Below are 23,707 nucleotides of genomic sequence, written 5' to 3'. Positions count from 1 at the left end.
AGCGATAATATTTTAGATGATTAACTGATTAATTCTTCATATTGGGCACTGATTTTATCGAGCGCACATTTCTGATATACATTTCTTCTGATTTCTGCCGGGTTCCATTGGCCTTGGGTACAGGCCTGGATAATTCGGCGCCTAAAGCCTGCCAAATCACCCTGTTCTAAAACAAAACCGTTAAAACCGTCGATAATTAATCCCGGGATTCCGCTCACTTTGAAGGTTACAACCGGTAAGCCTACCGTAAGTGCTTCTAAAACCACATTCGGGAAACCTTCGGTGTAAGAACTCAGCACCATTAAATCGTGCTGAACCATTACTTCGTGGATGTTTTTAATTTCCCCTAAAATTTTAAGCCTGTGATCGAGTCCAAGGTTTTTAATTTTGGTATTTATCTGTTCTTTCAGTACCCCCGTGCCCACAAAATCGAGGTGATAGTTTTCAGGCAAATGTGCCATAATATCAACCAGCCTTTCCAAGCCTTTTTCCAGTGCAAAACGGGCGACAACTAGTAACCGATAAATTTTATCAGGTGTTTTATCTTCCTTTAACTTATTGGTTTTCAATACCGGATTGGCAATTACCCTGATCAGTTCATGATTGACATTATAAGTATCGATCAATGATTGTTTCATTTCTTCCGACTGGCAAACGATCTGTTTGTAACCTCGGTAACTTGCGCTGGCAAAAAGTTCGTAAAACCTCGATTTAAATCCTTCAAACAATCTTTGTTCGTGTGGAATATTGGAAGCCCTTGCAATAAGCATCGGAATTTTTAAAAACCGCCCTACTAGCGAGACCAAAATATTAATGTGATCGGTAGTGGAAAAAACAGCATAAGGTGCTTCCTTTTTTAACAGGCTATAAAGCGCGAAAAAAGATTTTGATGCTTTTTTGGTTTTCAGGTCGATAAAACGGACGCCAGGCAAGTCCATGGAGAAACAATTCACGGTTGAATCTAAAATCACAATGGTCACATCAAACTTATCTTTATTAAATCCCTGAGCCAGGTTCCAGAACACCCGTTCTGAGCCTCCTGAAGTTAATGAGCTAAGTACAAAGAAAACTTTCTTTTTAAGATTAACTTCTTCTTTTATAGTTATTTGAGGAGCGTACATGTTATTTTAGTTGATGACAATTCTGTTAATCGTTAACCAAATAATTTTGAAATCGGTTAGGATATCATTATGGTTGATATACCTCATGTTCTGTTTTATTTTTGCGGGAATAATGCGTTCCACATAATAACTTTCAGGATCTTCAGCATGTTTAAGAAGTTCGTTCTCGTTACAAAACTCTACTGAAGCCCAATCAGTAATACCAGGTTTAACCGATAAAACATAACGTTGTTCGTCATTATACAGGTTTACGTATTTTCTAACTTCAGGCCTAGGCCCTACAAAACTCATTTGCCCTTTTAAAACGTTTAATAACTGAGGCAGTTCATCCAGTTTGTATTTCCTTAACCAATAACCCAGTCTGGTAATTCGGTTATCGTGGTTCCCGATGGTGAGCAAACTGTGGTTACTCTGCGTTACACACATGGTTCTGAATTTTACCAGGTGAAAATCTTTCATATTTCGCCCCACCCTGATCTGTTTAAAGATGACCGGCCCTTTAGAATCGAGTTTAACCAAAATCGCAATCAGGATTAAAAGCGGACTAAAAAGGATTAGGCACAAACTTGCGAGTACCACGTCGAACACTCTTTTTTTATTTTTTTTCATGATGCTACTGCCATTTGTTTGTGTACAATAAAAGTTTCTTCCATTGTTTTGATGCGGTTATTCAATTGTATATTCACACAGCTGATCACCGAATTGATAATGAACTCTATCTCTGTTTCCGTTAATTGCGGGTAAATCGGCAATGAAATTTCGTTTGCATAATTCTGATAAGCCATTGGGTAATCTTCAATTTTATAACCCAGGTTTTTAAAGAGGGTAAGCATGGGCATTGGAATGAAGTGTACATTACTGGCGATACCCAAGGATGCCAGGTCGTCAATAACCTGATCTCTTTGTTCTTCAGTGAGTCCCTTAACCCGCATCGGAAAAAGATGATAGCACGATTCTCTTTGTGTACTTACCAAAGGTGGGGCAACAAACCAATCCTCATGCTGAAAACCATCACAATATTGAAGGGCAATTTTTTTCCTTTGGGGTAAAAGTTCATGATTGTACTTTCTGATCTGCGCCAGACCAATGGCTGCGCATATATCGGGCATATTAATTTTTAATCCCTGGAATAAAATATCGTAACGCCAGCCGCCACCTCTTGATTTTGCAAGTGCATCTTTATTTTGTCCATTGAGCGTATACATTTTTAAATAACTGTATTCTGCCTCTGAATCAAATGGATATGGAAGATTTAAACATATCGCACCACCTTCTGCTGTCGTGATATTTTTAACCGCATGAAAAGAAAATATCGTCACATCACATTTTAGAGCAGCAGGTTCATCGTGAAATAAACTACCAATTGAATGGGCCGCATCAGAGATGAGCAGGATTCTTTTTAAGATCGATTGTTTATCTGATTCGCACTTAAACTTTTTCTGCACTTTATGATCTGTAATCAACTCTTTTAAAGCAGTATAATCACAAGGCCATCCAGCAATATCTACGGCAATGATGGCTTTTGTTTTAGTGGTAATTGCGGCTTTAACCTTATCCGGATCGATGTTAAAATCATCTAAGATATCAACCATAACAGGTACGGCACCGCAATGAAGAACCGCCAAAGCAGTAGCGCTGTACGTATAGGCTGGAATAATTACTTCATCACCAGCTTTAACGCCAAACCACTTTAACATTAAAATAGCGCCTGATGTCCATGAGTTTACACAAACCACTTCTTTTGTTCCGGTGATGCTTTTAATTTCTTGCTCAAGGGCTTTCACTTTAGGCCCAGTGGTGATCCACTTATTGTTAAGGGTATCTAATACCTGATCAACCACAGATTGATCGATAAACGGTGGTGAAAATGGAATGTTCATATTCGTCAATTTAATTGTGAGAATTTAATAACCTGTAGCTTTGGGATAACCAGAACTGTTAATTGTATTCAACCAGAATGGGATCTTCCATTTTGATTTTGGAAAGTTGTAAAATGGCAAAGTAGAGGAACAAGGTAGGACCGCTTGTAGCCAGGAGCCATTCGTTATGAAAAAAGGAATTGATGGAAATGGCCAGAAAAGAGCAGCTTAAACAGACCAGCAGTGCATTCTTCTTATCTTTGATATGGAGAAAGGCATAAAAAATAATCTTCCCTACTTTTCGATATAACAACACGAGTAAAATAAAGCCCAGCAAAGGGCCTAAATAGGTAATAAACATTAAATAAGCATTATGAGAGGTAATTACGATGGGTCCTTTTTTATAAACAAAGTTGTGCTGTACCACATCATTCCAGGTTTTCCCATAAAACAGTAAGCCAAAAGGATACTCGGTTATAATCTGGATGTTCTCTCCCATCAAGTCACCACGTTCTTCTTTACCCTTAGCATTTTCAGCGCTCTTATTTAAAATATTCTGTTGCTTTTTACCTTCAGAAAATTGTTCAATCGAGCTTTGAGCAATAAAAAATATGGCACAAAACACACCGAATATTAAAATTGATTTGGCTTTATAATAACTGAGGAAAAATAATCCGGTTACTACTGCAAAAGCCACCAGAACCGATCTTTGCATACCAAAGAAAATAAGAGAGAGCGATAATCCAAATAAGAGAAGGTTAATTAGCCAGCTTCTTTTAAATAGTATAGCATTGATAACCAGAAATGGTGTTAAAGCAGCCATCTGGTAACCGAATGTAAAAATTGTGGTCGATATGCCAGCTGGTGCCTGCAATACATCTTCCTGCACCAAAAGCGAGCGTATAGGTGCCATGTTGATCTGGTGATCGATAAACATGATGATTCCTGAAAGCAGCAACAAGCCGAAGAAAAACCCGACAGCGATGTTCATTCGCTTTAAATTAGTGCCGATAACATAGTTGAATAACAAGGCAAAACAGGTCGCAACAATTAACAGGGCAAAAAAACCGGTAACATCTTCCTGACCTATGAGATAAAAAAACAGTGCAGCAATAAAGAAAATAAATAACTCTTTGCCATATAGAAAGCCGGTTTCTTCTGTCCGGTAGAAATAGATTAACGGCGCCAGGAAAACCATTGGTGCCGGAATTCTGAAAACCCCAGTCATGAAGATATTGAATGTTGTTGCGTAAACGTAGGCAAACAACAAAAAAAGAAACATTATTTTTTTTGTCATGACATGATGAGTTGCTCCCAGTTGGCAGAAATGCGTTCAATAGAATTTGTTTCGTTGATCGATTTTGCTTTTTCTGAAAATTCACTTCTTAAAAAACTGTTATTAAGCATTTTATCGATAGACAATGAAAGTCCAACTATATCTTCTTTGTCAACCAGAAGTCCGTTAATTCCGTGTTTGATAATCTCTGAAGGACCAAACTCACAGTCCATGGCTACACAGGCACAGCCCATTCCCATGGCTTCTACCAGTACATTAGGATAACCTTCGCTCCTGGATGAAAGCACAAAAACTTCAGCCTGTGCATAATAATCCTGCAGGTTTGATTTAAAACCAATCAGCTTGACTTTGTTTTTTAAGTTTAAATCGGCGATCTGTTTTTCAAGACTTGCTCTATCCGGTCCTTCTCCGGAGATTAAAAGATCAACATCAGTCAATTCCAGTTTGCTATAGGCTTCTATAAGGTTATCGAAGCCTTTTTCATAACATAACCTCCCAACAGAGAGAATAAATCGTTTACTGTTAACAGCGCCTGTATTCGCATGAGAAAAGTGATGAATGGGATTGTGTATGGTTTTAAAATTATACAGCGTTTCGAACTGTTTAATTCTTTTAAATCCTTTAAACATCTCAAATGCGGGCAATACAATGGCTTTTGATTTTCTATAAATATGAAACACCATCCACTGCAATAATCTATTGTATTGATCTAAGGTGTAAACCGGCGCTGTTCTTTCCGAAACCAGATAGGGTAAGCCTAAAATCACACAACATAAACCTGCCCAAATGTTTGCAGATGTCATAAAACAAATGGTACAAACTGGCTTTTCTTTCTTTAATACCGTGAGTAACCGGTAAAAAGTCAGGTAAGCATATTTAAGTCTGTTGAAAAGATTATGACGACCTTTTCGCTCCACCAGGTTTACGATTTTAACTTTTTTATTTATTTCATACCTAACTTCTGCTGTATTGAGACAAATCATGGTAACACTGCAATTTTTATCGCTGAAGTGATTAGCCAGATTGCTAATTACCCGCTCAGCACCACCACCTTCTAAACTGTTGATTACGAAGCATAATTTAGTAGCCATTTCGAATTAGTTTACTATCGTTTTAATGGTCTGGAAAGCGTTTCTGAAGTTTTTATATTTCACTTCGAAAAAGAAGTATCTTCTAAAGTAGAAGTACAAAAGTTTAGCTTTTTGCAAACCGGTATAGGTGAAGATTTTAATAATGATATAGAAATCGCTCAGTTGCATTTTTTTTAATGGAACATACGATATGGGACTCCAGATACCGCCGGGATGACGCCTGTAACAGCTCATTACTTCTGGCATAACGTATACTTTTTTACCTGTTACCCAGGTGCAGTAAAGTTTCAATATCTTATCGCAGGCATAACATTTTAAAAGCCAGTCGTTTTTATACAGATTTCTAATGGCGTCGATATTGCGATAAACAATGGTTGCGGTACAGGTTTCAGCCTGTTTATTAACAATCAAGTCGTTAAAGCTATACTGTAACGGAACCGGGCTAAAATCCATGTAAATCAGCTCTGTATCATCAAAATTAATTTCGCGGGTATAATGGCAGCACATTACATAATCAGGGTTGTTTTCTAAAAAATCAACCTGTTTTTGCAACTTGTAGGGGTCTGTCCAATAATCGTCTCCATCGCAGGTGGCCACATATTTTCCTCTGGTTTCTAAGGCTACGCGAATAACATTTTTCGTGGCCCCGATATTTTTAGGTGCTTTTAAGCGCTTAATTTTGCCAGGATACTTGGCAACATATTCGTCAATAATCTCAGTGGTTCCATCAGTAGAACAATCATCGCCAATAATAATTTCTGTATTAAAATTGCATTGCTGCATCAGAAATCCATCCAGGGCTTTTGCAATAAATTTACTGTGGTTATAAGTGATGCAAAAAATGCTAACCATTACATCTGTATCATCTTGTTTCATAATTGAAGCTGTCATTTAGTTGCCATTAACTACCATGCCTATGCTGCCATTAACCAGCTTGCCATAATCAGCGAGCTTAAGCACTTGTTTTTTGCGGTAATTCTGAGTTCTTAAAATAATCCTGACCACTAAATCCTGATCAGCACTGGTTAAGGTATGGTAAAGCGGTAAACACATAATGCGTTTAGAAATAGAATCACAAATAGGCATATTTACCTTATCGATATAGGGTAAAGCCGATAAAGACGGATAAAAATATCGCCTGCAATACACCTGAACCAGTTCTAATTCTTTCATGCAATCGAGCATAACTTCTTCCGAACGGAATATTACAGGATAGTAAGCGTAATTAAAATCTGTATCGGCCTGGATAATCTGAAACTGCGCTTCTATTTTATTCAGGCGCATTTCGTAATGCTGTGATAGTTCTTTGCGTTTACTTAAAATCTGATCGATATGTTTTAAATTGCAAAGGCCCATAGCGGCATGAAATTCGGAGTTTTTAGCATTGGTACCGATCTCTGAAAAAGTATCTACCCCGCTATAACCGAAATTCCGCATCAGCGCCATTCGCTTTAAAATTTCTGGATTTTGAGTAAAAACAGCCCCACCTTCAATGGTGTGAAAGAGTTTTGTAGCATGGAAGCTTGTTGTGCTTACATCGCCATAAGCGAAAATAGATTTACCTTTATATTTTGTCCCAAAACAATGAGCAGCATCGTATATTACTTTTAGCCCGTGTTTTTTAGCAATACGATCTATCGCTTCGACATCGCAAGGATTTCCAAAAACATGTGTAGCTAAAATTGCTGAGGTATCAGGCGTAATGGCCGCTTCAATTTTATTGGGATCTATATTGAGGGTATCTTCATCTATATCCACAAAAACTGGCTTGCAGCCTTGCCAAACAATACTACTGGTGGTGGCTACGAAAGAAAATGGTGTGGTAATAATTTCACCTTTAACTTCTAAAGCCTGAATGGCCAGCTGTAATGCAATAGTGCCATTGGTTACGTATAACAAATGCGGCAGGCCTAAGTATTGCTGTAACTTTAACTCCAGCTCATTTACTAAAGGACCATTATTGGTGAGCCACTGTCTGGCCCAAATGCTACTTACATAGCTTTTAAATTCTGCCTGTTTTGGCAAAAAGGGTTTAGTTACAGGTATCATTGTTTGAGGATTAATTGTTTAAAATCAACGAGTGCAGCCATTTTAATGCTGCTACTGATGCCGAGGTAAAAACTGCCATAAATAATGCTTATGCCAGCAATGCGAAGAATATTGTTAATATGGTAATGCGATAAACACCAGGTATCGAGGCAATAACATGCTACACCTAATAAGCTAGATAACATTAAAATAGGTGCAATATCCTGAAGTTGTTCTTTAAGTGGATAATTGATTAATTTGCCACTATATGTTGAATTGATATAATAGGCAAAAACGGTAAAGAAGAGTTGAAAATATAACAACCCCATAATGCCAAATGGAATTACACAAATAATTCCGACTACACTCAGCACCTTTTTTATAATTTCTAATCTTAAAAACTGTCCGCTATGTCCCTTAACTTTCAAAATGTTCAGGTTGTATGCATGTACAGGATATAGAATACCCGCAATACATAAAATCTGAAAATAGGGTACTGAAGGCAGCCATTTATCGGTTAACAGTAAGGAAATTAAAGGTTGGGCAATAAGTGCCAAAAAAATCAGGCTTGGTGCATTCCAGAATAATACCTGCTGCATTAACCTTCGGTAAACCATTTTAAGTTTTACATCGTCATTGCTGATGTTCGAAAACATCGGATAGGTTACTTTACTAATTGCTGTAGAAATAATTCCAATGGGCAACTGACTTAAACTATCTGCCCTGGCATAAAAGCCCAATTGAGCTGCAGCGTAAAAGCGACCTATAATAACCGTGTATAAATTTTGATAAATCGTATCCAGCAGACCGGAAAGCGTCATCTTGTATCCAAAATGAAAATGCTTTCTGAAGCTTCTTTTATTGAAAATCAGTCGTGGCCGCCAATCGGAGTAAAACCAGTGTAATGCTGTAGAAACACTTGCACTCAGTAAACTCATCCACACCAAACTCCAGGTTCCATAACCTTTTTTCGCCAGGTAAATGCCTAAACAACCGCCCAGTATTACTGCTGGTATCTGAATTACCGTTTGCAGTTTAAATTTCATTTCCTTCGTTAATAAAGTACTCTGAATGCTGAAAAAGGCATTGATTAAAAAGGTTAATCCGTAGACCCTAACAATATTGGTCAGTAAGGGCTGTCTGTAAAAATCAGCGATTAAAGGTGCTGTAAAGAACAAAACACCATAAACAATGATGCTTCCAAACAGGTTAAAAAAAAATATAGTAGAAAAATCTTTTTGTCCTGCCGTTCTTGTGCGGATTAGCGATGATGTTAAACCGCTATCCATTAATGAATTGCCAACAGCGATAAAAATAGAGAGCATTGCGATTAAGCCAAATTCTGCAGGGCTTAACAGGCGGGCCAGTATGATGGTAACGAACAGGTTTATGAATTTAACACTAAACTGCTGTCCGATCGACCATATAATGCCCGATCGCGCTTTATATGTTAAATTCATGATCTTACAATCGAACCGTTTCCATTGATTGTGGCAATACCGCTTTTATATCGTACACCACACAGGCTGGTTTACGTAATGCTGTAATATTTAAATTATTGAAAGCTTCGTGTGCTACGGCCAGTATAATTCCATCGTACTTTCTGGTTTTCGACGAGCCATTTTCGCAGATAATACCATAGTTGTGGTTGGCCTGATCGGCATTTGCCCAGGGATCATGGATGGTTACTTTAACTTTGTATTCTTCCAGTCGCCTTACAATATCAATTACTTTGGTATTTCGTACATCCGGACAGTTTTCTTTAAACGTAAAGCCCAACACCAATACTTCTGCGCCCACAATGTGGATGTTTTGCGCAATCATTTTTTTGATGACCTGATCGGCCACATATTTACCCATACCATCGTTTACACGTCGGCCGGCTAAAATAATTTCGGGGTGGTAACCCGCTTCTTGTGCTTTTTGGGCCAAATAATAAGGATCTACGCCAATACAATGCCCGCCAACTAAACCTGGTTTGAAATTTAGAAAATTCCACTTGGTTCCGGCTGCGGCTAAAACTTCGGAAGTATCAATACCGATCTGGTTAAAAATCATTGCCAATTCGTTTACAAAAGCAATATTGATATCGCGCTGGGCATTTTCAATTACTTTCGCTGCTTCGGCCACTTTAATAGACGAAGCTTTATAAGTTCCGGCTGTAATGACCGAACGGTAGAGTTCATCGATTTTTTCGGCGGCTTCAGGGGTAGAACCCGAGGTTATTTTTAAGATATTGGCAACTGTATGTTGTTTATCTCCAGGATTAATACGTTCCGGAGAATAACCGGCAAAAAAATCCTTATTGAAAACCAAACCTGATCCTTTTTCTAAAATCGGTACACATTCATCTTCAGTTACGCCAGGGTATACAGTTGATTCATAAACCACTATATCTCCTTTCTTTAAAACTTTAGCAACAACTGCACTTGCTTTAATCAGCGGGGTTAAATCTGGCCGGTTGTTTTTATCAACAGGCGTTGGCACTGTAACAATGTAAACCGACGAGCTGCGTAATTTTTCGATTTCATTGGTACAGTACAAGCCTTTTAAAGTTGTGCATTCGAATGTTAAAACCTCATTTAATTCAGATTCGTTAACTTCCAGTGTATTGTCGTATCCGGCTTTTAATTCTGCTATCCTGGTCTCGTTAATATCAAAGCCAAATACCTTGTATTTTTTTGCAAATTCTACTGCCAATGGTAAGCCAACGTAGCCAAGGCCAATTACGGCCATTTTCAGATTATCTTCAGCGTTATACATAGTGTTGTTGTGTATTTACGGTTAATGTTAAGTTGCTTATAGGCACTCTGGTAACTAAAGCACAGTCTAAATGATCGAAAGACATTAAAACGTGCTTACCTTGAATCTGGATCACCTCTCCTTCCTGGTTATGAAAAAGACCATTACTGATCCGAACACGGTCTCCTTTCGAAACACCGGTTAAACTCACTACATCTACATCGTTATAGGTATCCATGATGTGTTTCAGCTTTTCAATCTCACTATCGCGAACTACTGCAGGTTTCCCCATGTAATTAATGAAGTTTAAAACCCCCAGTGTATACCTGATTTTGTAGCCTTCCCGTTCATCTATTTTCACAAAAACATATCCGGTAAAAAGTGGAAGACTAACGATTTTCTTTCTATCGGCCCATTGATTTTCTACATTCCGCACAGGACAAAAAGATTCGAAACCTTGCTCTTGCAGCAAACGGTCAACTTTTTTCTCCCAACGGGGACGGGTATAAATCACAAACCATTTTTTTGCGAACGAGGGCTTGATGTTAATTATAGATTCCATTTTATTTTAATGAGTTTATCGTTTATTTTCTAGGCCATTTGATACAGCTTCGCTATATCACTTACATGACAGGTATTGGGCATTATCTTTAAAACTGTCTGCTAAAGCGCCTTTTAGTCGGCCGGATACAGCTTCGCTATATCACTTACATGACAATTTTATTTTTTAATCTTATTTTGCTTTTTGGGGCAAATGGGCAATCTAATTAAGAGTAGTTTACAAGCTGATAATGCCTTAATACGATGCTCAGTTTAAGCATCCTCACTTTATTGTTTGTAAACAGAATTAAATCGTTTGGGGACGTTTATTTGGTAAAGGGTATTGGTATTCTCTTTTAAAACATGGTAGTTTTAGTTTGCCATGGCATAACCGTAACCACCGTAGCTGTATTTTTGGCTCTTTTCTCTTTTGGCATCGTTAAAAACGACCATCGGATTTTTGAGTTTATTGTTTTCACAAATATCTTTCAATATGGCCAACTGGTATTTATTGGTGTAATTGTATCGCACCAGGTAAATGCTTACATCGGCATATTCTGCTAAACTAAAGGCATCGGCCACCTGGCCAACCGGCGAAGTATCGATAATGATGTAATCGAACCTTTCTTTCAGTTCATCAAATAACAGATCCATTTTAGGACTCATCATTACTTCGGCAGGATTTTCAGGTGATTGACCACAGCCAATAACCGAAATATTGTCAGAAACACTGGTCGGTTTGATAATATCATCTAACAAAGATTCACCAATTAAATAGTCAGTTAAGCCGATCGTTTGTTTTAACCCCACCTTATTCAAAAGATCAGGTTTTCTTAAATCGAACTCCAATACAACCACTTTTTTATCGAGCATACCTAAAGTAGTAGCCAGGTTTACGCTGAAGAATGTTTTACCCTCTCCTTTCATACTCGAGGTTACCAGCATTACCTTATTTTCGATATTGTTAGACATCAGTCCTAAATTCATTCTGATGTACCTAAACAATTCTGATATGGTAGAACGGTTATCTTTTTGAAACACGATGGTACTTTTATCCAGGTTATGAGAAAGTTCGCCAAGCATTTTTGCACCTGTAAGCTCAATCGTACTGGCATCCTGTACTTTGTTATTGAAAAATCCTTTGGCGTAAATTACTCCGGCCGGAACAAAAAAGCCGAAAATAAATCCACACAGGTACAACAGTGGTTGCTTAGGGCTATTCGGTATAGTGTTGTATGCCGGTTTATCTACCACTTGCGAGGTGGGCACTGTAGCTGAAAGCGATAAAGCCGTTTCCTCTCTTTTTTGCAGCAAATATTTATATAAACCTGATTTTACGCTTTGTTCACGGCTTCTTTCTAACAAGCCACGTTCTATGGTAGGCACAGATTTAATTTTATTATCGAATTGAGCGTAATTGGAGCTCAGGTTGTTTCTTTCAATAACGAAACCTTGTTTAATGCTGGATAGGTTTTCTAAAATATTGGTTTTTAAGGTTGCTATTTGCTCGTTCAGGTTGAGTACCAAAGGGTTTTCAGCATTCGCAGTACGCAACATCCGGTTCCGCTCCAACTGGAGATCGTTAAATTTCGAAATCAATGAATTCAAAATCGGATCTTTTAAGCCCATTGCACTTGGAGCTAGGTTGTATTGGCTTTGTTTGCCCCTGAAATAATTTTCGATAGACCGCAATAACCTCAGTTGCACCGACGATTCTTCCAATAACTGATTGTACTGTCCTGAGCGTGCAGCATTCATCTGCGCATCCATATTTACATCGGTAACACGGTTTTGCTGTTTGTAGCTCTCCACATCCTCCTCGGTACCAGAAAGATCTGCAACGAGGTATTTTAGTCGGTTATCGATAAATTTAATGGTATTACGGGCAATGGTATTTTTATTATTAACGTTATTAATATTATAGGTTTCAATCAGATCGTTAAGAATGTCAATTCCGCGTTGTGGCACTACATCGTTCAAACTAATGGTAATGGTGTTGGCGTCTTTAACAACCGGAACTATTTTTAACGAAACCAGGTTATAAGCCTCTGTCATTTTATACAGGTTTTTAAACTGGAGTTTAATTTTACCAAATTCGGCTTTGAAGGCCGGACCTTTATTTATTTTAATGGCGTAGTTTTTAGTGCTAATGGTATCACCATACTTTACGATATTGGTCTTTAGGCTATCCTGAATGATGTACGAGATGTCATCCAGATAAGAAACATTAATTTTCCGGGCATAAGCACCATTTTTTAAACTGATGGCAGTAACAACAAGCGGAGAGGTTTTTCCATAAAGTTCTTTTTCTCTAATCCCCTCTTTTTTAAAGTAAGCTGTTTCTAAGTTTAGTTTTTTCAATACTTTAAAAATCAAATCTCTCGACCGTAAAATCTCAATTTCATTATCAACCGTTTTAACCGTTTGAAACATATTAAGATCACTGAAAGCGGTACTGTTAGACATTGCAGCACCATTTTTATCATCAGAGATTAATAGTGTACTGCTCACTTTATATTTGGGTGGGGTGATGTACAGAAAGCCATATACAGCAGCCATAGAAATAATGATACTGATTAAGAAATAGTGCCAGTTTCTGGCAAACCTGTTCATAGTTTCTGCAAAATCTTTTGCGCCACCATTTATACTTTGTTTAAGCATGATATCATGTTTTAAGAGACGTTATCGACGAAGAACTGCTGTGATTAATACCGCAACTGCTGATATAGAAGCAATTACCACTGGCATTATACGTGTATTCGGGCTATATTCAATTGCTTTTGATTTATCGGGTTCTACATAAACCACATCGTTTTGTTTCAGGTAGAAGAATGGAGAATCCATCACATCCTGATTATTCAGATTAAGTCTTTTCATTACCCTTTGACCATTCTGTTGTCTGATCACTAAAATATTTTCCCGTTTACCATAAACAGTCATGTCGCCTGCCATCCCCAATGCTTCCAGGAGGTTAATATTATCTCCCTGTACGGTAAAGGTTGATGGCCGGTTTACTTCGCCAATTACTGTTACCTTAAAATTGACTAACTGAACATCAACTACCGGTTTTTTAACGTATTTATCTAACTCTTTGGAGATGGTGGCCTGTGCCTGCTCAATGGTTAAACCTTCTAATCGAACGTTGCCTACAACGGGCAGGTTAATCATTCCGTCTTTACTTACCCGGTAACCTTCTATTTTATAATTATTGTCGGCACTTGCATTTCGGGTATTAACTGCAAATAATACATTTGATTCTTGATTTAAGCTGTTTATGCTTACACTTAAAAGATCGTTCTGCTGAATTTTAACTTCCTGACCTTGAAGCTTTACTTCGCTAGTTTGTTTAGCCAGGTTACTAAAGTATACAAGATCTCTTCTGGGAGCGCATCCGGTGATAATGCTTGTATATATTGCGATAAATAATATTACTTTCTTCATAGCTTAAGTAATGTTTAGTTTTTTGTTTGGATTTATTGAGAACTAAGCTATGCAATTAAGCGTCAATGTTTTATAGGCAGATCGGGGTTGTATTTAAATTGTATAAAATACGACCAGCATGCACAGCATTTTAGCTACTGTGCCCATAAAATGCACATCATTTGTAAATTTTACAACGCATAACATGTATAATCTTCTGGCCGTATTTTCACTCAAAAAAGCCTGTTTTTCAATAAGAACTTATCGGCGAAAACTCAAAAAACATCAGAAAATGTTTTAACATTTAAAAAAGCTGTTTAATACTACATTTTATAGGGGGTAAAAAATGATTTTTATAAAATTTCAAAGCAAAACCGCTGATCAACAAACTTAAATTTGTGGATTGATGGATTATTTTTCTCTCATCAGCAGCCAACAGGTTGCGCTTCGCATCTTTCTGTGAAACATATTTTACAATATATTTTTAATGAACGCCAACTAACATTTTACTTCATCGTATTGAGATTTCATCTGCAGTGGTTCGCCGGTAGCCATTCGCCCTGATAAAACGATTAACATAAAAGCCATATCCCCTTAAACCGGGGTAAAAAGCAAGAAAATGCGCAACTGTGCATGCTGTAAACCTGGATTAGCAATATGTGTACAGTATGCTTTTAAAGGGTTTAAAAGCCTGTTTTATGTATAAATTCGTAACTAACCTAAAAACAAAGAATGAAATATGAAAGTTATTATTTATGGAACTGGAAAAATGGCTGAGTTTATCTGTTATTCATTTATGAATGACAGTGATTATAATGTTGTCGCATTTTGTGTTGATGATGCCTATGTGCCTCCTGCAGGCGATACACTATTGGGATTACCCATTTTAAGCTTCGCACAGGTGCTTAAAGATTTTCCTCCAGAAAGCCATAAAATGCATATTGCCATTGGTAGAAACAGTGCCAGGGAAAGTGTATATCAAAAGGTAAGTGAAACTGGTTACAGCTTTGCAAATTATATTTCTTCGAAAGCTAATGTATGGCCCGATTTGGTATTTGGCCACAATACTTTTATTGATCAGTGCTGCGACATACAGCCTTTTGTAACCATAGGCAACAATTGTATGCTTATCGGTGCCCGGATTGGCCACCACTCTACCTTAGGAAATAATGTGCTGTTATCTGGTAATATATTAGCCGGTAATGTAACTATAGGCAATAATTCCTTTTTAGGTATTAACTCCGCTGTTAAAGAAGATATTACCATTGGCGGCCACAATATTATTGGTGCAGGTGTTTTTATTAACAAGCATACCGAAGATTATGCTATTGTTTCTAACGCGACAGTACCACAACGCGTAGGCGATTCTAAACGTTTTGTCATGTTCAACAAAGCACAGGATGTTAAGCAGACCTAAGAAAATATTTAATTCATAAAAAAGGGAAGCCATTTTTTGACTTCCCTTTTTTTATTTAACCTGATTGTAATTAAACTTTTGTTCTGTTTTCTGTACTGCGTTTTAGCTGTGCATTGATACGCGCCAAAACATCATAAATATCAAAAGGTTTACTGATATAATCATCCGCAAATGCATCAATAGCTTTTTGTTCGCTATTATTCTGCGCAGACATTACAATAATCGGGATGTGTTTAGTAAAAATATCGGTTTTTAAATCTTCACAAATCTCTGCGCCGTTTCCATCTGGCAACATTACATCCAGCAAGAAAAGATCAGGCATTGCATCCTGAATATTTTTCTTTAACTCAGCAAATGATGATGAAAGCTGTAACTCAAAACCCTCATCTTTTAATAGAATTTCAATAACGTTTCTGATCTCCTGATCATCCTCTAAAATGTGTATTCGTTTTCTTTCCATGTTCAAATTATAATGTTTGGGATATACCGTTAGCGTGGAATTCGCTATACGATAGTAACAGTAACACCTAAACTCTCTAAATGTTTAACAATTTGTTCAGAAATTCCTTTATCGGTAATAATATGATCAATTTCTTCTAATCCGCATATTTTTCCGAAGCCTCTTTTTCCAAATTTAGTAGAATCGGCCAGTACAATTGTTTTTTGCGAAACACCGATCATTTTACGGTTTAAATGCGCCTCCATGGCATTTGTAGTGGTTAAACCAAAATCAAGATCAATCCCGTCAACACCTAAAAACAGTTTATTGAAATAAAAATCCTGCAATACTTGTTCGGCATAAGCACCCATTACCGATGAAGAACTTTTTCTAAGCAATCCCCCCAATTGTATCACTTCAATACTGGGCTCGCGCATTAATTCGAGTGCTACATTTAATGCAGACGTAACCACTGTTAAATTTGTTGCAGGCACAATATTTTTCGCAAAATACAGGACTGTGGTACCTGATGCAATCACAATCGAATCGTTATCATTTAACAATGCAGCAGCAGCAATACCTATTTTATTCTTCTCAATAGATTGGATTTTCTCTTTCTCATTAACCGGGCGATCTACCGTATATGGATTGTTTACAGTAGCACCTCCATGTGTTCTAAATAGAAGACTTTTATCTTCCAGTAGTTTTAAGTCCTTTCTTATTGTTACAGACGATACTTTCAATTCCTTACATAAATCGACTACATTTATGTACTGATCACGTTGCAGGCGACTTAAAATAAACTGGTGCCTCTCAGCCAAATTCATCATAGTATATTTAATTAGCGTGCTGCAAATTAGCAATAAAAACATTCTTTAAAATATTTTACACAAATATTTAATAAATTTTTAACACACATATTATATTATTTCGATTATGATTTCTTATAATTGCGTATTGTTTCGTTTTATTATTTTTATAGATTTAAATGAAAAGATTACACCCGCATCATATCGCAGAAAACATAAATTGGGACTTCATTATTATTGGCGGAGGTGCTACAGGTTTGGGCACTGCATTAGACGCTGCAAGCCGGGGTTTTAAAACTTTACTCGTAGAGCAATCAGATTTTGCCAAAGGAACATCCAGCAGGAGTACTAAACTGGTACATGGTGGTGTGCGCTATCTTGCCCAGGGTGATATCGGTTTGGTTAAACATGCATTAAAAGAACGTGGCCTGTTACAACAAAATGCGAAACACCTGGTAAATAAAGAAGAATTTCTGATTCCCTGCTACGATTGGTTCTCTGTTGTAAAATATTTAACCGGACTTACGCTTTACGATTGGTTAGCAGGCAAATATAGCTTTGGCAAATCTAAGTTTTTCTCTAAAAAAGAAACTCTAACCATGATGCCTGGCATTAAGGAGAAGGGATTAAAAGGAAGCATCAGGTATTACGACGGCAAGTTTGATGATGCCCGTTTAGCGATAAACATTGCACAAACCGCTATTGAAAACGGTGCATCGTTATTGAATTATACAAAGGTAACCGGCTTATTAAAAAGTGGTGATCAGGTTACTGGTATTGAAACAGAAGACACCATCACTGGTTTAACGGCAAAATATAATGGCAAAATAGTGATTAATGCCACGGGAGTGTTTGTGGATGATATCCTTCAAATGAATAACCCGAATTCAAAAAAAATGGTGCGCCCCAGCCAGGGTGTACATGTGGTGTTAGATAAAAGTTTTTTAAATAGCGAATCGGCCTTAATGATACCCAAAACCTCTGATGGACGTGTTTTATTTGCTGTTCCATGGCACGATCATTTGTTGGTGGGCACAACAGACACGCCATTAGACGAACATAGTTTAGAACCCAGGGCACTTAAAAAAGAAGTAGATTTTATTATGAGTACTGCGGCGAGTTATTTTAACCGCAAACCTTTGGAAAAAGATATTTTAAGTGTATTCTCAGGTTTACGTCCTTTGGCTGCTCCTACCAACGGCGATGGAAACAGTACGAAAGAAATTAGCAGAGACCATAAACTGATTGTTTCAGCAAAGGGATTGATAACCATTACCGGTGGGAAATGGACGACCTATCGCCGAATGGCAGAAGAAACTGTAGATTTAGCCATCACCCATGGCGGTTTAGAATCGAAAGCATGTGTAACTCAAAATTTAAGCATACACGGCAGTTCAACCACTACCGGAGATCATCATTTAGCTATATATGGCACTGATCGCAGTAAAATTGAAGCTTTAATTGTGCAAGATCCAGGCCTTGGAAATAAATTAAATCCGGCATTCCCTTTTACTGAAGCTGAAGTGATTTGGTCTGCACGAAATGAAATGGCCGAAACGGTAGAAGATATTTTAAGCAGACGATTAAGGATACTATTTATTAATGCGCAGGCAGCCAAAGATATGGCGCCCAGAGTAGCTTCCCTCCTGGCCCAAGAATTATCTGCCGATAAAAACTGGGAAACTAACCAAATCGAAACTTTTAATAAATTAGCCGATGGTTATATTTACCATTCAACACCTAAAATAACCGAATCGGCTTTAGCCAATTAACCAAATTCCTAATTATGAGTAAATACATCTTGTCTATCGATCAGGGAACCACAAGTTCGAGAGCAATTATTTTTAATCACAATGGCGAAATTGTTGCCATTGCACAACGAGAATTCACACAGATTTATCCCAAAGCAGGTTGGGTAGAACACGATCCAATGGAAATCTGGTCGACACAATTGGCTGTTGTAACCGAAGTGATTGTTAAAGCAGGCTTAACCGTAGGTGATATCGATTCTATCGGTATTACCAATCAGCGCGAAACCACTGTGGTTTGGGATAAAGAAACCGGACAACCGATTTACAATGCCATTGTTTGGCAAGACAGGCGTACATCTGCTTATTGCGATGAAATTAAAGCACAAGGACTGGCCAGTAAAATACAGGAAAAAACCGGACTGATTATAGATTCTTATTTTTCGGCGACCAAAGCCAGATGGATCTTACAAAATGTTGCCGGTGCAAGGGAAAAAGCTGAAGCCGGAAAACTTGCCTTCGGAACCATTGATACCTGGTTAATCTGGAAACTAACAGCAGGCGAAAAACATGTAACCGATGTCAGTAATGCATCTCGAACAATGCTCTATAACATCCACACCTTAAGCTGGGATGACGAATTGCTTGAACTTTTTTCTATACCAAAAGCCATGCTGCCGGAGGTAAAATCGTCGAGCGAGGTTTATGGTGAAACCGCTGGCCGTATACTGGCCGCAAAAATTCCTATTGCAGGTATAGCAGGCGATCAGCAATCAGCTTTATTCGGGCAAATGTGTACCGAAACCGGGATGGTCAAAAATACCTACGGTACCGGCTGTTTTATGTTGATGAATATTGGATCGAAGCCAAAAATTTCTGCCAACAACCTGTTAACCACTATCGCCTGGCAAATCAATGGAGAAGTAAACTATGCCCTGGAGGGTAGTATTTTTATCGGCGGCGCGGTTGTTCAGTGGCTTCGCGATGAAATGGGACTCATTTCCAAATCGGCAGATGTAGAAACCTTAGCTAAAAAAGTAAAAGATACCGATGGGGTTTATGTTGTTCCTGCTTTTGCTGGTTTAGGTGCGCCACACTGGGATCAACATGCACGAGGGACCATCACCGGGTTAACCCGCGGCACAAACAAATCGCATATCGCCAGGGCAGCCCTGGAAAGTATTGCCTATCAAACCATGGATGTTTTAAAAGCGATGGAAGCAGATGCAGGCGTAAATATTGCCGAATTAAGGGTAGATGGTGGTGCTACAGCCAACGATTTATTAATGCAGTTTCAGGCCGACCTGTTAAACTGTAAAGTAATCAGACCAGATGTAACAGAAGTGACCGCTATTGGTGCTGCTTACCTGGCCGGATTAGCCACAGGTTTCTGGAAAAGCATCGATCAGATCCGTTCGCAATGGAAAATCAACAGGACTTTTGTTGCCGAGGAGGGAATTGATAATACAGAAAGAATAAAGGGCTGGAATAGAGCCATAAAAGCGGCAAGAGTAAACGCAGAAGACTAATTGAACAAATTTTAATCGGATAAGAATTTAATTATATGAATGTATATCTTGCAGAATTTATTGGTACAGCACTAATGATTCTTTTAGGAAATGGTGTAGTAGCTAACGTAGTGCTTAAAGGTACTAAAGGAAATAATAGCGGATGGATTGTCATTACTACCGCCTGGGCACTTGCCGTATTTGTTGGGGTTGTGGTAGCCGGTCCGTACAGCGGAGCGCACTTAAATCCAATTGTAACCCTCGGACTTGCCATCGGAAAAGGCTTTAGCTGGGCATTGGCTCCGTTTTATATTATCGCACAACTCGCGGGTGCAATGACTGGATCTTTTCTGGTTTGGCTTATTTACAAAGATCATTTCGATGCCACAGATGATCAGGGTTTAAAGGCTGCTCCTTTTGCAACCGCTCCAGCCATCAGAAATATCTCGTCCAATTTGTTGTCAGAAATTATCGGCACTTTCGTTTTAATATTTGTCATCTTTTATTTTACTGATGCCAGTATGGGCACCAAAGAAACGGTGACCACGCCTATCGGTTTAGGTTCGATGGGCGCCATTCCGGTCGCATTTTTAGTATGGGTAATTGGTTTGGCCTTAGGTGGAACCACCGGATATGCCATAAATCCGGCAAGAGATTTAGGACCGCGGATTATTCATTTTTTAATCCCAATGAAAGGAAAAGGAGGTAGCGACTGGAGTTATGCCTGGGTACCCATTGTTGGGCCAATAATCGGGTCGGTATTAGCTGCAGTTGCATTTTTGTTGATTAGTAAATAGTGCGAATAAAATAGAAAAAGTCGTCATCTCGACTGAAGTGCAGTCCCGAACGTTCGGGAGAGAACTATCTAACAGATTTCTCGGCTGCGTTGCACTTCGCTCGAAATGACGACCAAAAGAGCTACTGAAAAGCAGCTCTACCTACTTGTTCATCGCCCAGGTATATCCAAATGGCACCTTTTAAATACTTTGCAAAAGAATCTTTCATGTCCTGCAAGCTTACTTTGTTAAAATTGGCGACCATATTCTCCGTAATACTGTAATCGCCCAGCACTTCAGCTTCACCTAAATCTTTCACAATCGAACTTGCACTTTCCTGATGCCTGTAGTAGCGGTCACGATGCTCTTTTTTTAAGGCCTCAAGATAACGCTCTCCATATTTCCCTTCCCTAATATTATTATAAACCGAAATCATCGCTTTAAAAGCTTTTTTAGGTTGTGTAGTGCTTACAAACATAGAAGTATATGGAATCTGTTGTACTTTAACGGTTGCACCCGGCGCATATGATAAACCCAATTTAGTTCTCAGCTCATAATTCATACTCCCACTTAATGCATTAATGGTTAGCACAAAAGCATAATAATCGGCATTTGTCATGGTTGGTGCATTCATAATACAACTCATGTAATTGGTCGCAATATCTCTTTGTTCAATTACCAGATGCTCTCCTGTTAAAGTCTTGCGATCGTAAACGGGTGGCGTGTAGGTTTTTCCTTTAAGGCCGCTAAAAGAAGCCTGAATCTTCTTTTCCAGTTCTTCCTTCGTAATGTTTCCAGCTACAACCAGAAACATTTTATTCTTGTTCAACAATTCGCTATGGTAATAATTACTCACCATTTCGGCGGTAAAACCGCCTACGGTTTTGCTTGTACCCAAAGGATTAATGCTGTAAGGCGAATCTTTAAACATGCTTTCCATGGTCAGCTGCTCAATCCTTGTTTCAGGATCAGATTGACTGTGATAAATCCCCGTAATCATCCGCTCTTTAGTCGTCTGAAACTCCGTTTTATCAAAGGCCGGATTAATTACGGCATCTGAAAAAAGTTTCCAGCCCTGATCAAGATACTTGGAAATACAATCCATGCTAATGGTGCCATAGTCTGTTCTCGATGAACCAGAAATATCAATTCCGTACTCATCAGCCAGCTCCTGATAATCAACAACGCTGTAATTTTTAGTACCACAGGTAGCTGCAGCAGCCAAAGCCAGGTTTTCAATTCCAGCCCTTTCAGCGTTATAATTCATCACTCCACCTTTAAAAAACATGCTCATACTAACTGTTTCTTTCTGAGTAGATTTTAAAATCACCTTTAAACCATTCACATCAAATGAAATGGCTTTGGTTTGCGCGTTGGCAAGATGAAAAACTAAAATAAAGTTGATTAAAAATATAAATCGTTTCATGGAGCGTAAGGTTATTTAGATGATTTAAAAAATGTTGCCGGCTTCACTTCATTCATACCTGCTTTATCCATCATCAGGCCAGCACAATAAGGTTTATCTTTAATATACTTGCGTACATAATCGAGCAAATCCTTCCTGGTTACTTTATTTACATTTTCTTCGTAATGCGTATAATAATCAATTGATGCTGAAGCCCACCAAAAGGAAAGTAAATGTGCATAATCGGAAGTAACTTCTCTCCTTTCTACCTGTTCGATAGACAATAACCTTTTGGCTCTTTCAATCTGTAAATCAGACAAATAATCTTCATTGGCCCAAAGCGAAATCTGCTTCAGCACTTCCTCATAACATTCCTTTATTTTTGCCGGATTAGGGCTCACCATCAAACTAATTGGCCCTGTATATTTTTGCGTGTAATAATTCACATCGGCCTGTTGCGCTAATCCTGAATTAATAAGTGCCTGTTTCATTTTAGAACCGTTTTGATTCACAATGAAAGAGAAAACGTCAGCAGCATAGGTAGCTGGAATATCGTTCCTGGTATCGGGACCATGCCAGCTAAAAAGCATAAACGGAACAGGGCTTTTATTCGATTCTACAAAATAATAATCGTTTTTTTGAAGCGGTTTAAACTCCGGAATTGGCCATTTCACAAAAGGATCAACCGGCGAGCGTTTCCAGCTTCCGAAAACAGAATTTACATAGCTAAAAGCTTCATCTACCTTAACATCACCTGCAATTACCAGCACAGCGTTGTTTGGCCAGTAATATTTATTTTTAATGGAATCCATTTTTGATGGAGTAGCTGATAAAATCACCTCATGACTCCCGATTACATTTTTACGGGAATAATTTGCGCCCCACATGTGCCGCGAATTGGCTTCTATCAAAGCAAATATCGGACTCGATTCGTGCCTGGTAAATTCAGCATTTACCACTTCATTTTCCAAAGCCATATCTTCTTTTATGAATTTTGGATAACGAATGGAGGAATTCATTAAACTTAACCCTGGCTTTAAATTAGCAGCCGGAAGTGTAAAAAAATAATTCACCACCTCTTCTCTGGTCGTGGCATTCGAATTGATATCCAGATCGTTCATTCTCGAGTTTAAACGTTCGAAATCGGGATAATCTTTATTGGCCTTAAAAAACAAATGTTCGTAAAGGTGACTTAAGCCATTAAATTCGTCGGTTTCGGTAAAAGAACCATTTCTACAAGCCATTTCGATGGTCACCAGCGGCACAGTCCGGTCTACAACCACCAGCACTTCTAAACCGTTATCAAGTTTTTTGAAATGCATGTTTTCTCCGAGCTTTTGCTGAGCAAAGGCAGAACTCAGGCACAATATACAGGCTAGGGAGCTAAATAATAGAGAGCGCATATTTTAATTAAATTTTGGCACCAAATAACTGCAAATCTTTCACTTTAACAAATAAATAACGCTTTATTTATAAATTGCTTTTCCGGGAAGGATTTAGGAATAAT

The 23,707-nt window shown here is 38.2% G+C and carries 20 protein-coding genes; 4 read left to right on the top strand and 16 right to left on the bottom strand.

From position 1 onward, the window contains the following. Positions 1 to 20 precede the first annotated feature (20 nt). The 12 genes from CA265_07950 to CA265_07895 form a co-directional block, all read right to left on the bottom strand. Complete coding sequence (locus CA265_07950) at positions 21 to 1,121, bottom strand: hypothetical protein (GenBank protein ID ARS39586.1); 1,101 nt, start codon at positions 1,119 to 1,121, stop codon at positions 21 to 23. A 6-nt stretch (positions 1,122 to 1,127) separates the two neighbouring features. Next, positions 1,128 to 1,730 carry a glycosyl transferase gene (locus CA265_07945; GenBank protein ID ARS39585.1) on the bottom strand — a complete coding sequence of 201 codons (603 nt, stop codon included), beginning with the start codon at positions 1,728 to 1,730 and terminating at the stop codon, positions 1,128 to 1,130. Continuing rightward, positions 1,727 to 3,001 (bottom strand): capsular biosynthesis protein, encoded by a 1,275-nt coding sequence (locus CA265_07940; GenBank protein ARS39584.1) that lies wholly within the window; start codon positions 2,999 to 3,001, stop codon positions 1,727 to 1,729. The genes CA265_07945 and CA265_07940 overlap by 4 nt, the downstream gene beginning before the upstream one ends. A 58-nt stretch (positions 3,002 to 3,059) precedes the next feature. Continuing rightward, complete coding sequence (locus CA265_07935; GenBank protein ARS39583.1) at positions 3,060 to 4,277, bottom strand: hypothetical protein; 1,218 nt, start codon at positions 4,275 to 4,277, stop codon at positions 3,060 to 3,062. Then, the gene (locus CA265_07930; protein ID ARS39582.1) at positions 4,274 to 5,368 is read right to left on the bottom strand and encodes a group 1 glycosyl transferase; all 1,095 of its coding nucleotides are present in this window, start codon (positions 5,366 to 5,368) and stop codon (positions 4,274 to 4,276) included. The genes CA265_07935 and CA265_07930 overlap by 4 nt, the downstream gene beginning before the upstream one ends. Positions 5,369 to 5,374: 6 nt before the next feature. Continuing rightward, entirely contained in the window at positions 5,375 to 6,259 is an 885-nt protein-coding gene (locus CA265_07925; protein ID ARS39581.1) for a hypothetical protein, read from the bottom strand. Next, positions 6,260 to 7,417: an aminotransferase DegT gene (locus CA265_07920; protein ARS39580.1), complete on the bottom strand. Its 1,158-nt coding sequence runs from the start codon at positions 7,415 to 7,417 to the stop codon at positions 6,260 to 6,262. It abuts the gene before it with no gap. Next, positions 7,414 to 8,856, bottom strand: a complete 1,443-nt coding sequence (locus tag CA265_07915) for a lipopolysaccharide biosynthesis protein (protein ID ARS39579.1) — start codon at positions 8,854 to 8,856, stop codon at positions 7,414 to 7,416. Before CA265_07915 ends, CA265_07920 begins: the two co-directional genes overlap by 4 nt. 4 nt (positions 8,857 to 8,860) lie before the next feature. Next, the gene (locus CA265_07910; protein ID ARS39578.1) at positions 8,861 to 10,159 is read right to left on the bottom strand and encodes a UDP-N-acetyl-D-galactosamine dehydrogenase; all 1,299 of its coding nucleotides are present in this window, start codon (positions 10,157 to 10,159) and stop codon (positions 8,861 to 8,863) included. Further along, the gene (locus CA265_07905) at positions 10,152 to 10,700 is read right to left on the bottom strand and encodes an antitermination protein NusG (protein ID ARS39577.1); all 549 of its coding nucleotides are present in this window, start codon (positions 10,698 to 10,700) and stop codon (positions 10,152 to 10,154) included. The genes CA265_07910 and CA265_07905 overlap by 8 nt, the downstream gene beginning before the upstream one ends. A gap of 350 nt (positions 10,701 to 11,050) precedes the next feature. Next, complete coding sequence (locus tag CA265_07900) at positions 11,051 to 13,339, bottom strand: tyrosine protein kinase (GenBank protein ARS39576.1); 2,289 nt, start codon at positions 13,337 to 13,339, stop codon at positions 11,051 to 11,053. A 21-nt stretch (positions 13,340 to 13,360) separates the two neighbouring features. Further along, positions 13,361 to 14,119 carry a sugar transporter gene (locus CA265_07895; protein ARS39575.1) on the bottom strand — a complete coding sequence of 253 codons (759 nt, stop codon included), beginning with the start codon at positions 14,117 to 14,119 and terminating at the stop codon, positions 13,361 to 13,363. 718 nt (positions 14,120 to 14,837) lie between these two features. Here CA265_07895 and CA265_07890 point away from each other — a divergent pair. Then, entirely contained in the window at positions 14,838 to 15,515 is a 678-nt protein-coding gene (locus CA265_07890) for a hypothetical protein (GenBank protein ID ARS39574.1), read from the top strand. Positions 15,516 to 15,585: 70 nt separating this feature from the next. Here CA265_07890 and CA265_07885 read toward each other — a convergent pair whose 3' ends face one another. Continuing rightward, on the bottom strand, positions 15,586 to 15,975 hold the full coding sequence (locus CA265_07885; GenBank protein ID ARS39573.1) for a response regulator: 390 nt from the start codon (positions 15,973 to 15,975) through the stop codon (positions 15,586 to 15,588). A 44-nt stretch (positions 15,976 to 16,019) separates the two neighbouring features. Next, entirely contained in the window at positions 16,020 to 16,784 is a 765-nt protein-coding gene (locus CA265_07880; protein ARS39572.1) for a transcriptional regulator, read from the bottom strand. A gap of 158 nt (positions 16,785 to 16,942) precedes the next feature. Between CA265_07880 and CA265_07875 the strand changes: the two genes are divergently transcribed. The 3 genes from CA265_07875 to CA265_07865 are packed head-to-tail and all read left to right on the top strand — an operon-like array spanning position 16,943 to position 20,816. Beyond that, entirely contained in the window at positions 16,943 to 18,535 is a 1,593-nt protein-coding gene (locus CA265_07875; GenBank protein ARS39571.1) for an FAD-dependent oxidoreductase, read from the top strand. A 14-nt stretch (positions 18,536 to 18,549) separates the two neighbouring features. Beyond that, positions 18,550 to 20,040, top strand: coding sequence for a glycerol kinase (locus CA265_07870; protein ID ARS39570.1), 1,491 nt, complete (start codon positions 18,550 to 18,552; stop codon positions 20,038 to 20,040). Between the two features lie 35 nt (positions 20,041 to 20,075). Beyond that, positions 20,076 to 20,816 (top strand): aquaporin, encoded by a 741-nt coding sequence (locus tag CA265_07865; GenBank protein ARS39569.1) that lies wholly within the window; start codon positions 20,076 to 20,078, stop codon positions 20,814 to 20,816. Between the two features lie 121 nt (positions 20,817 to 20,937). Here CA265_07865 and CA265_07860 read toward each other — a convergent pair whose 3' ends face one another. After that, positions 20,938 to 22,221: a hypothetical protein gene (locus CA265_07860; GenBank protein ID ARS39568.1), complete on the bottom strand. Its 1,284-nt coding sequence runs from the start codon at positions 22,219 to 22,221 to the stop codon at positions 20,938 to 20,940. 11 nt (positions 22,222 to 22,232) lie between these two features. Continuing rightward, positions 22,233 to 23,603, bottom strand: a complete 1,371-nt coding sequence (locus CA265_07855; GenBank protein ARS39567.1) for a peptidase M16 — start codon at positions 23,601 to 23,603, stop codon at positions 22,233 to 22,235. Positions 23,604 to 23,707: the final 104 nt, after the last annotated feature.

It is taken from the genome of Sphingobacteriaceae bacterium GW460-11-11-14-LB5, assembly GCA_002151545.1.
Taxonomy (GTDB): Bacteria; Bacteroidota; Bacteroidia; order Sphingobacteriales; family Sphingobacteriaceae; genus Pedobacter.
This window is presented reverse-complemented; position numbering and strand designations above follow the sequence as displayed.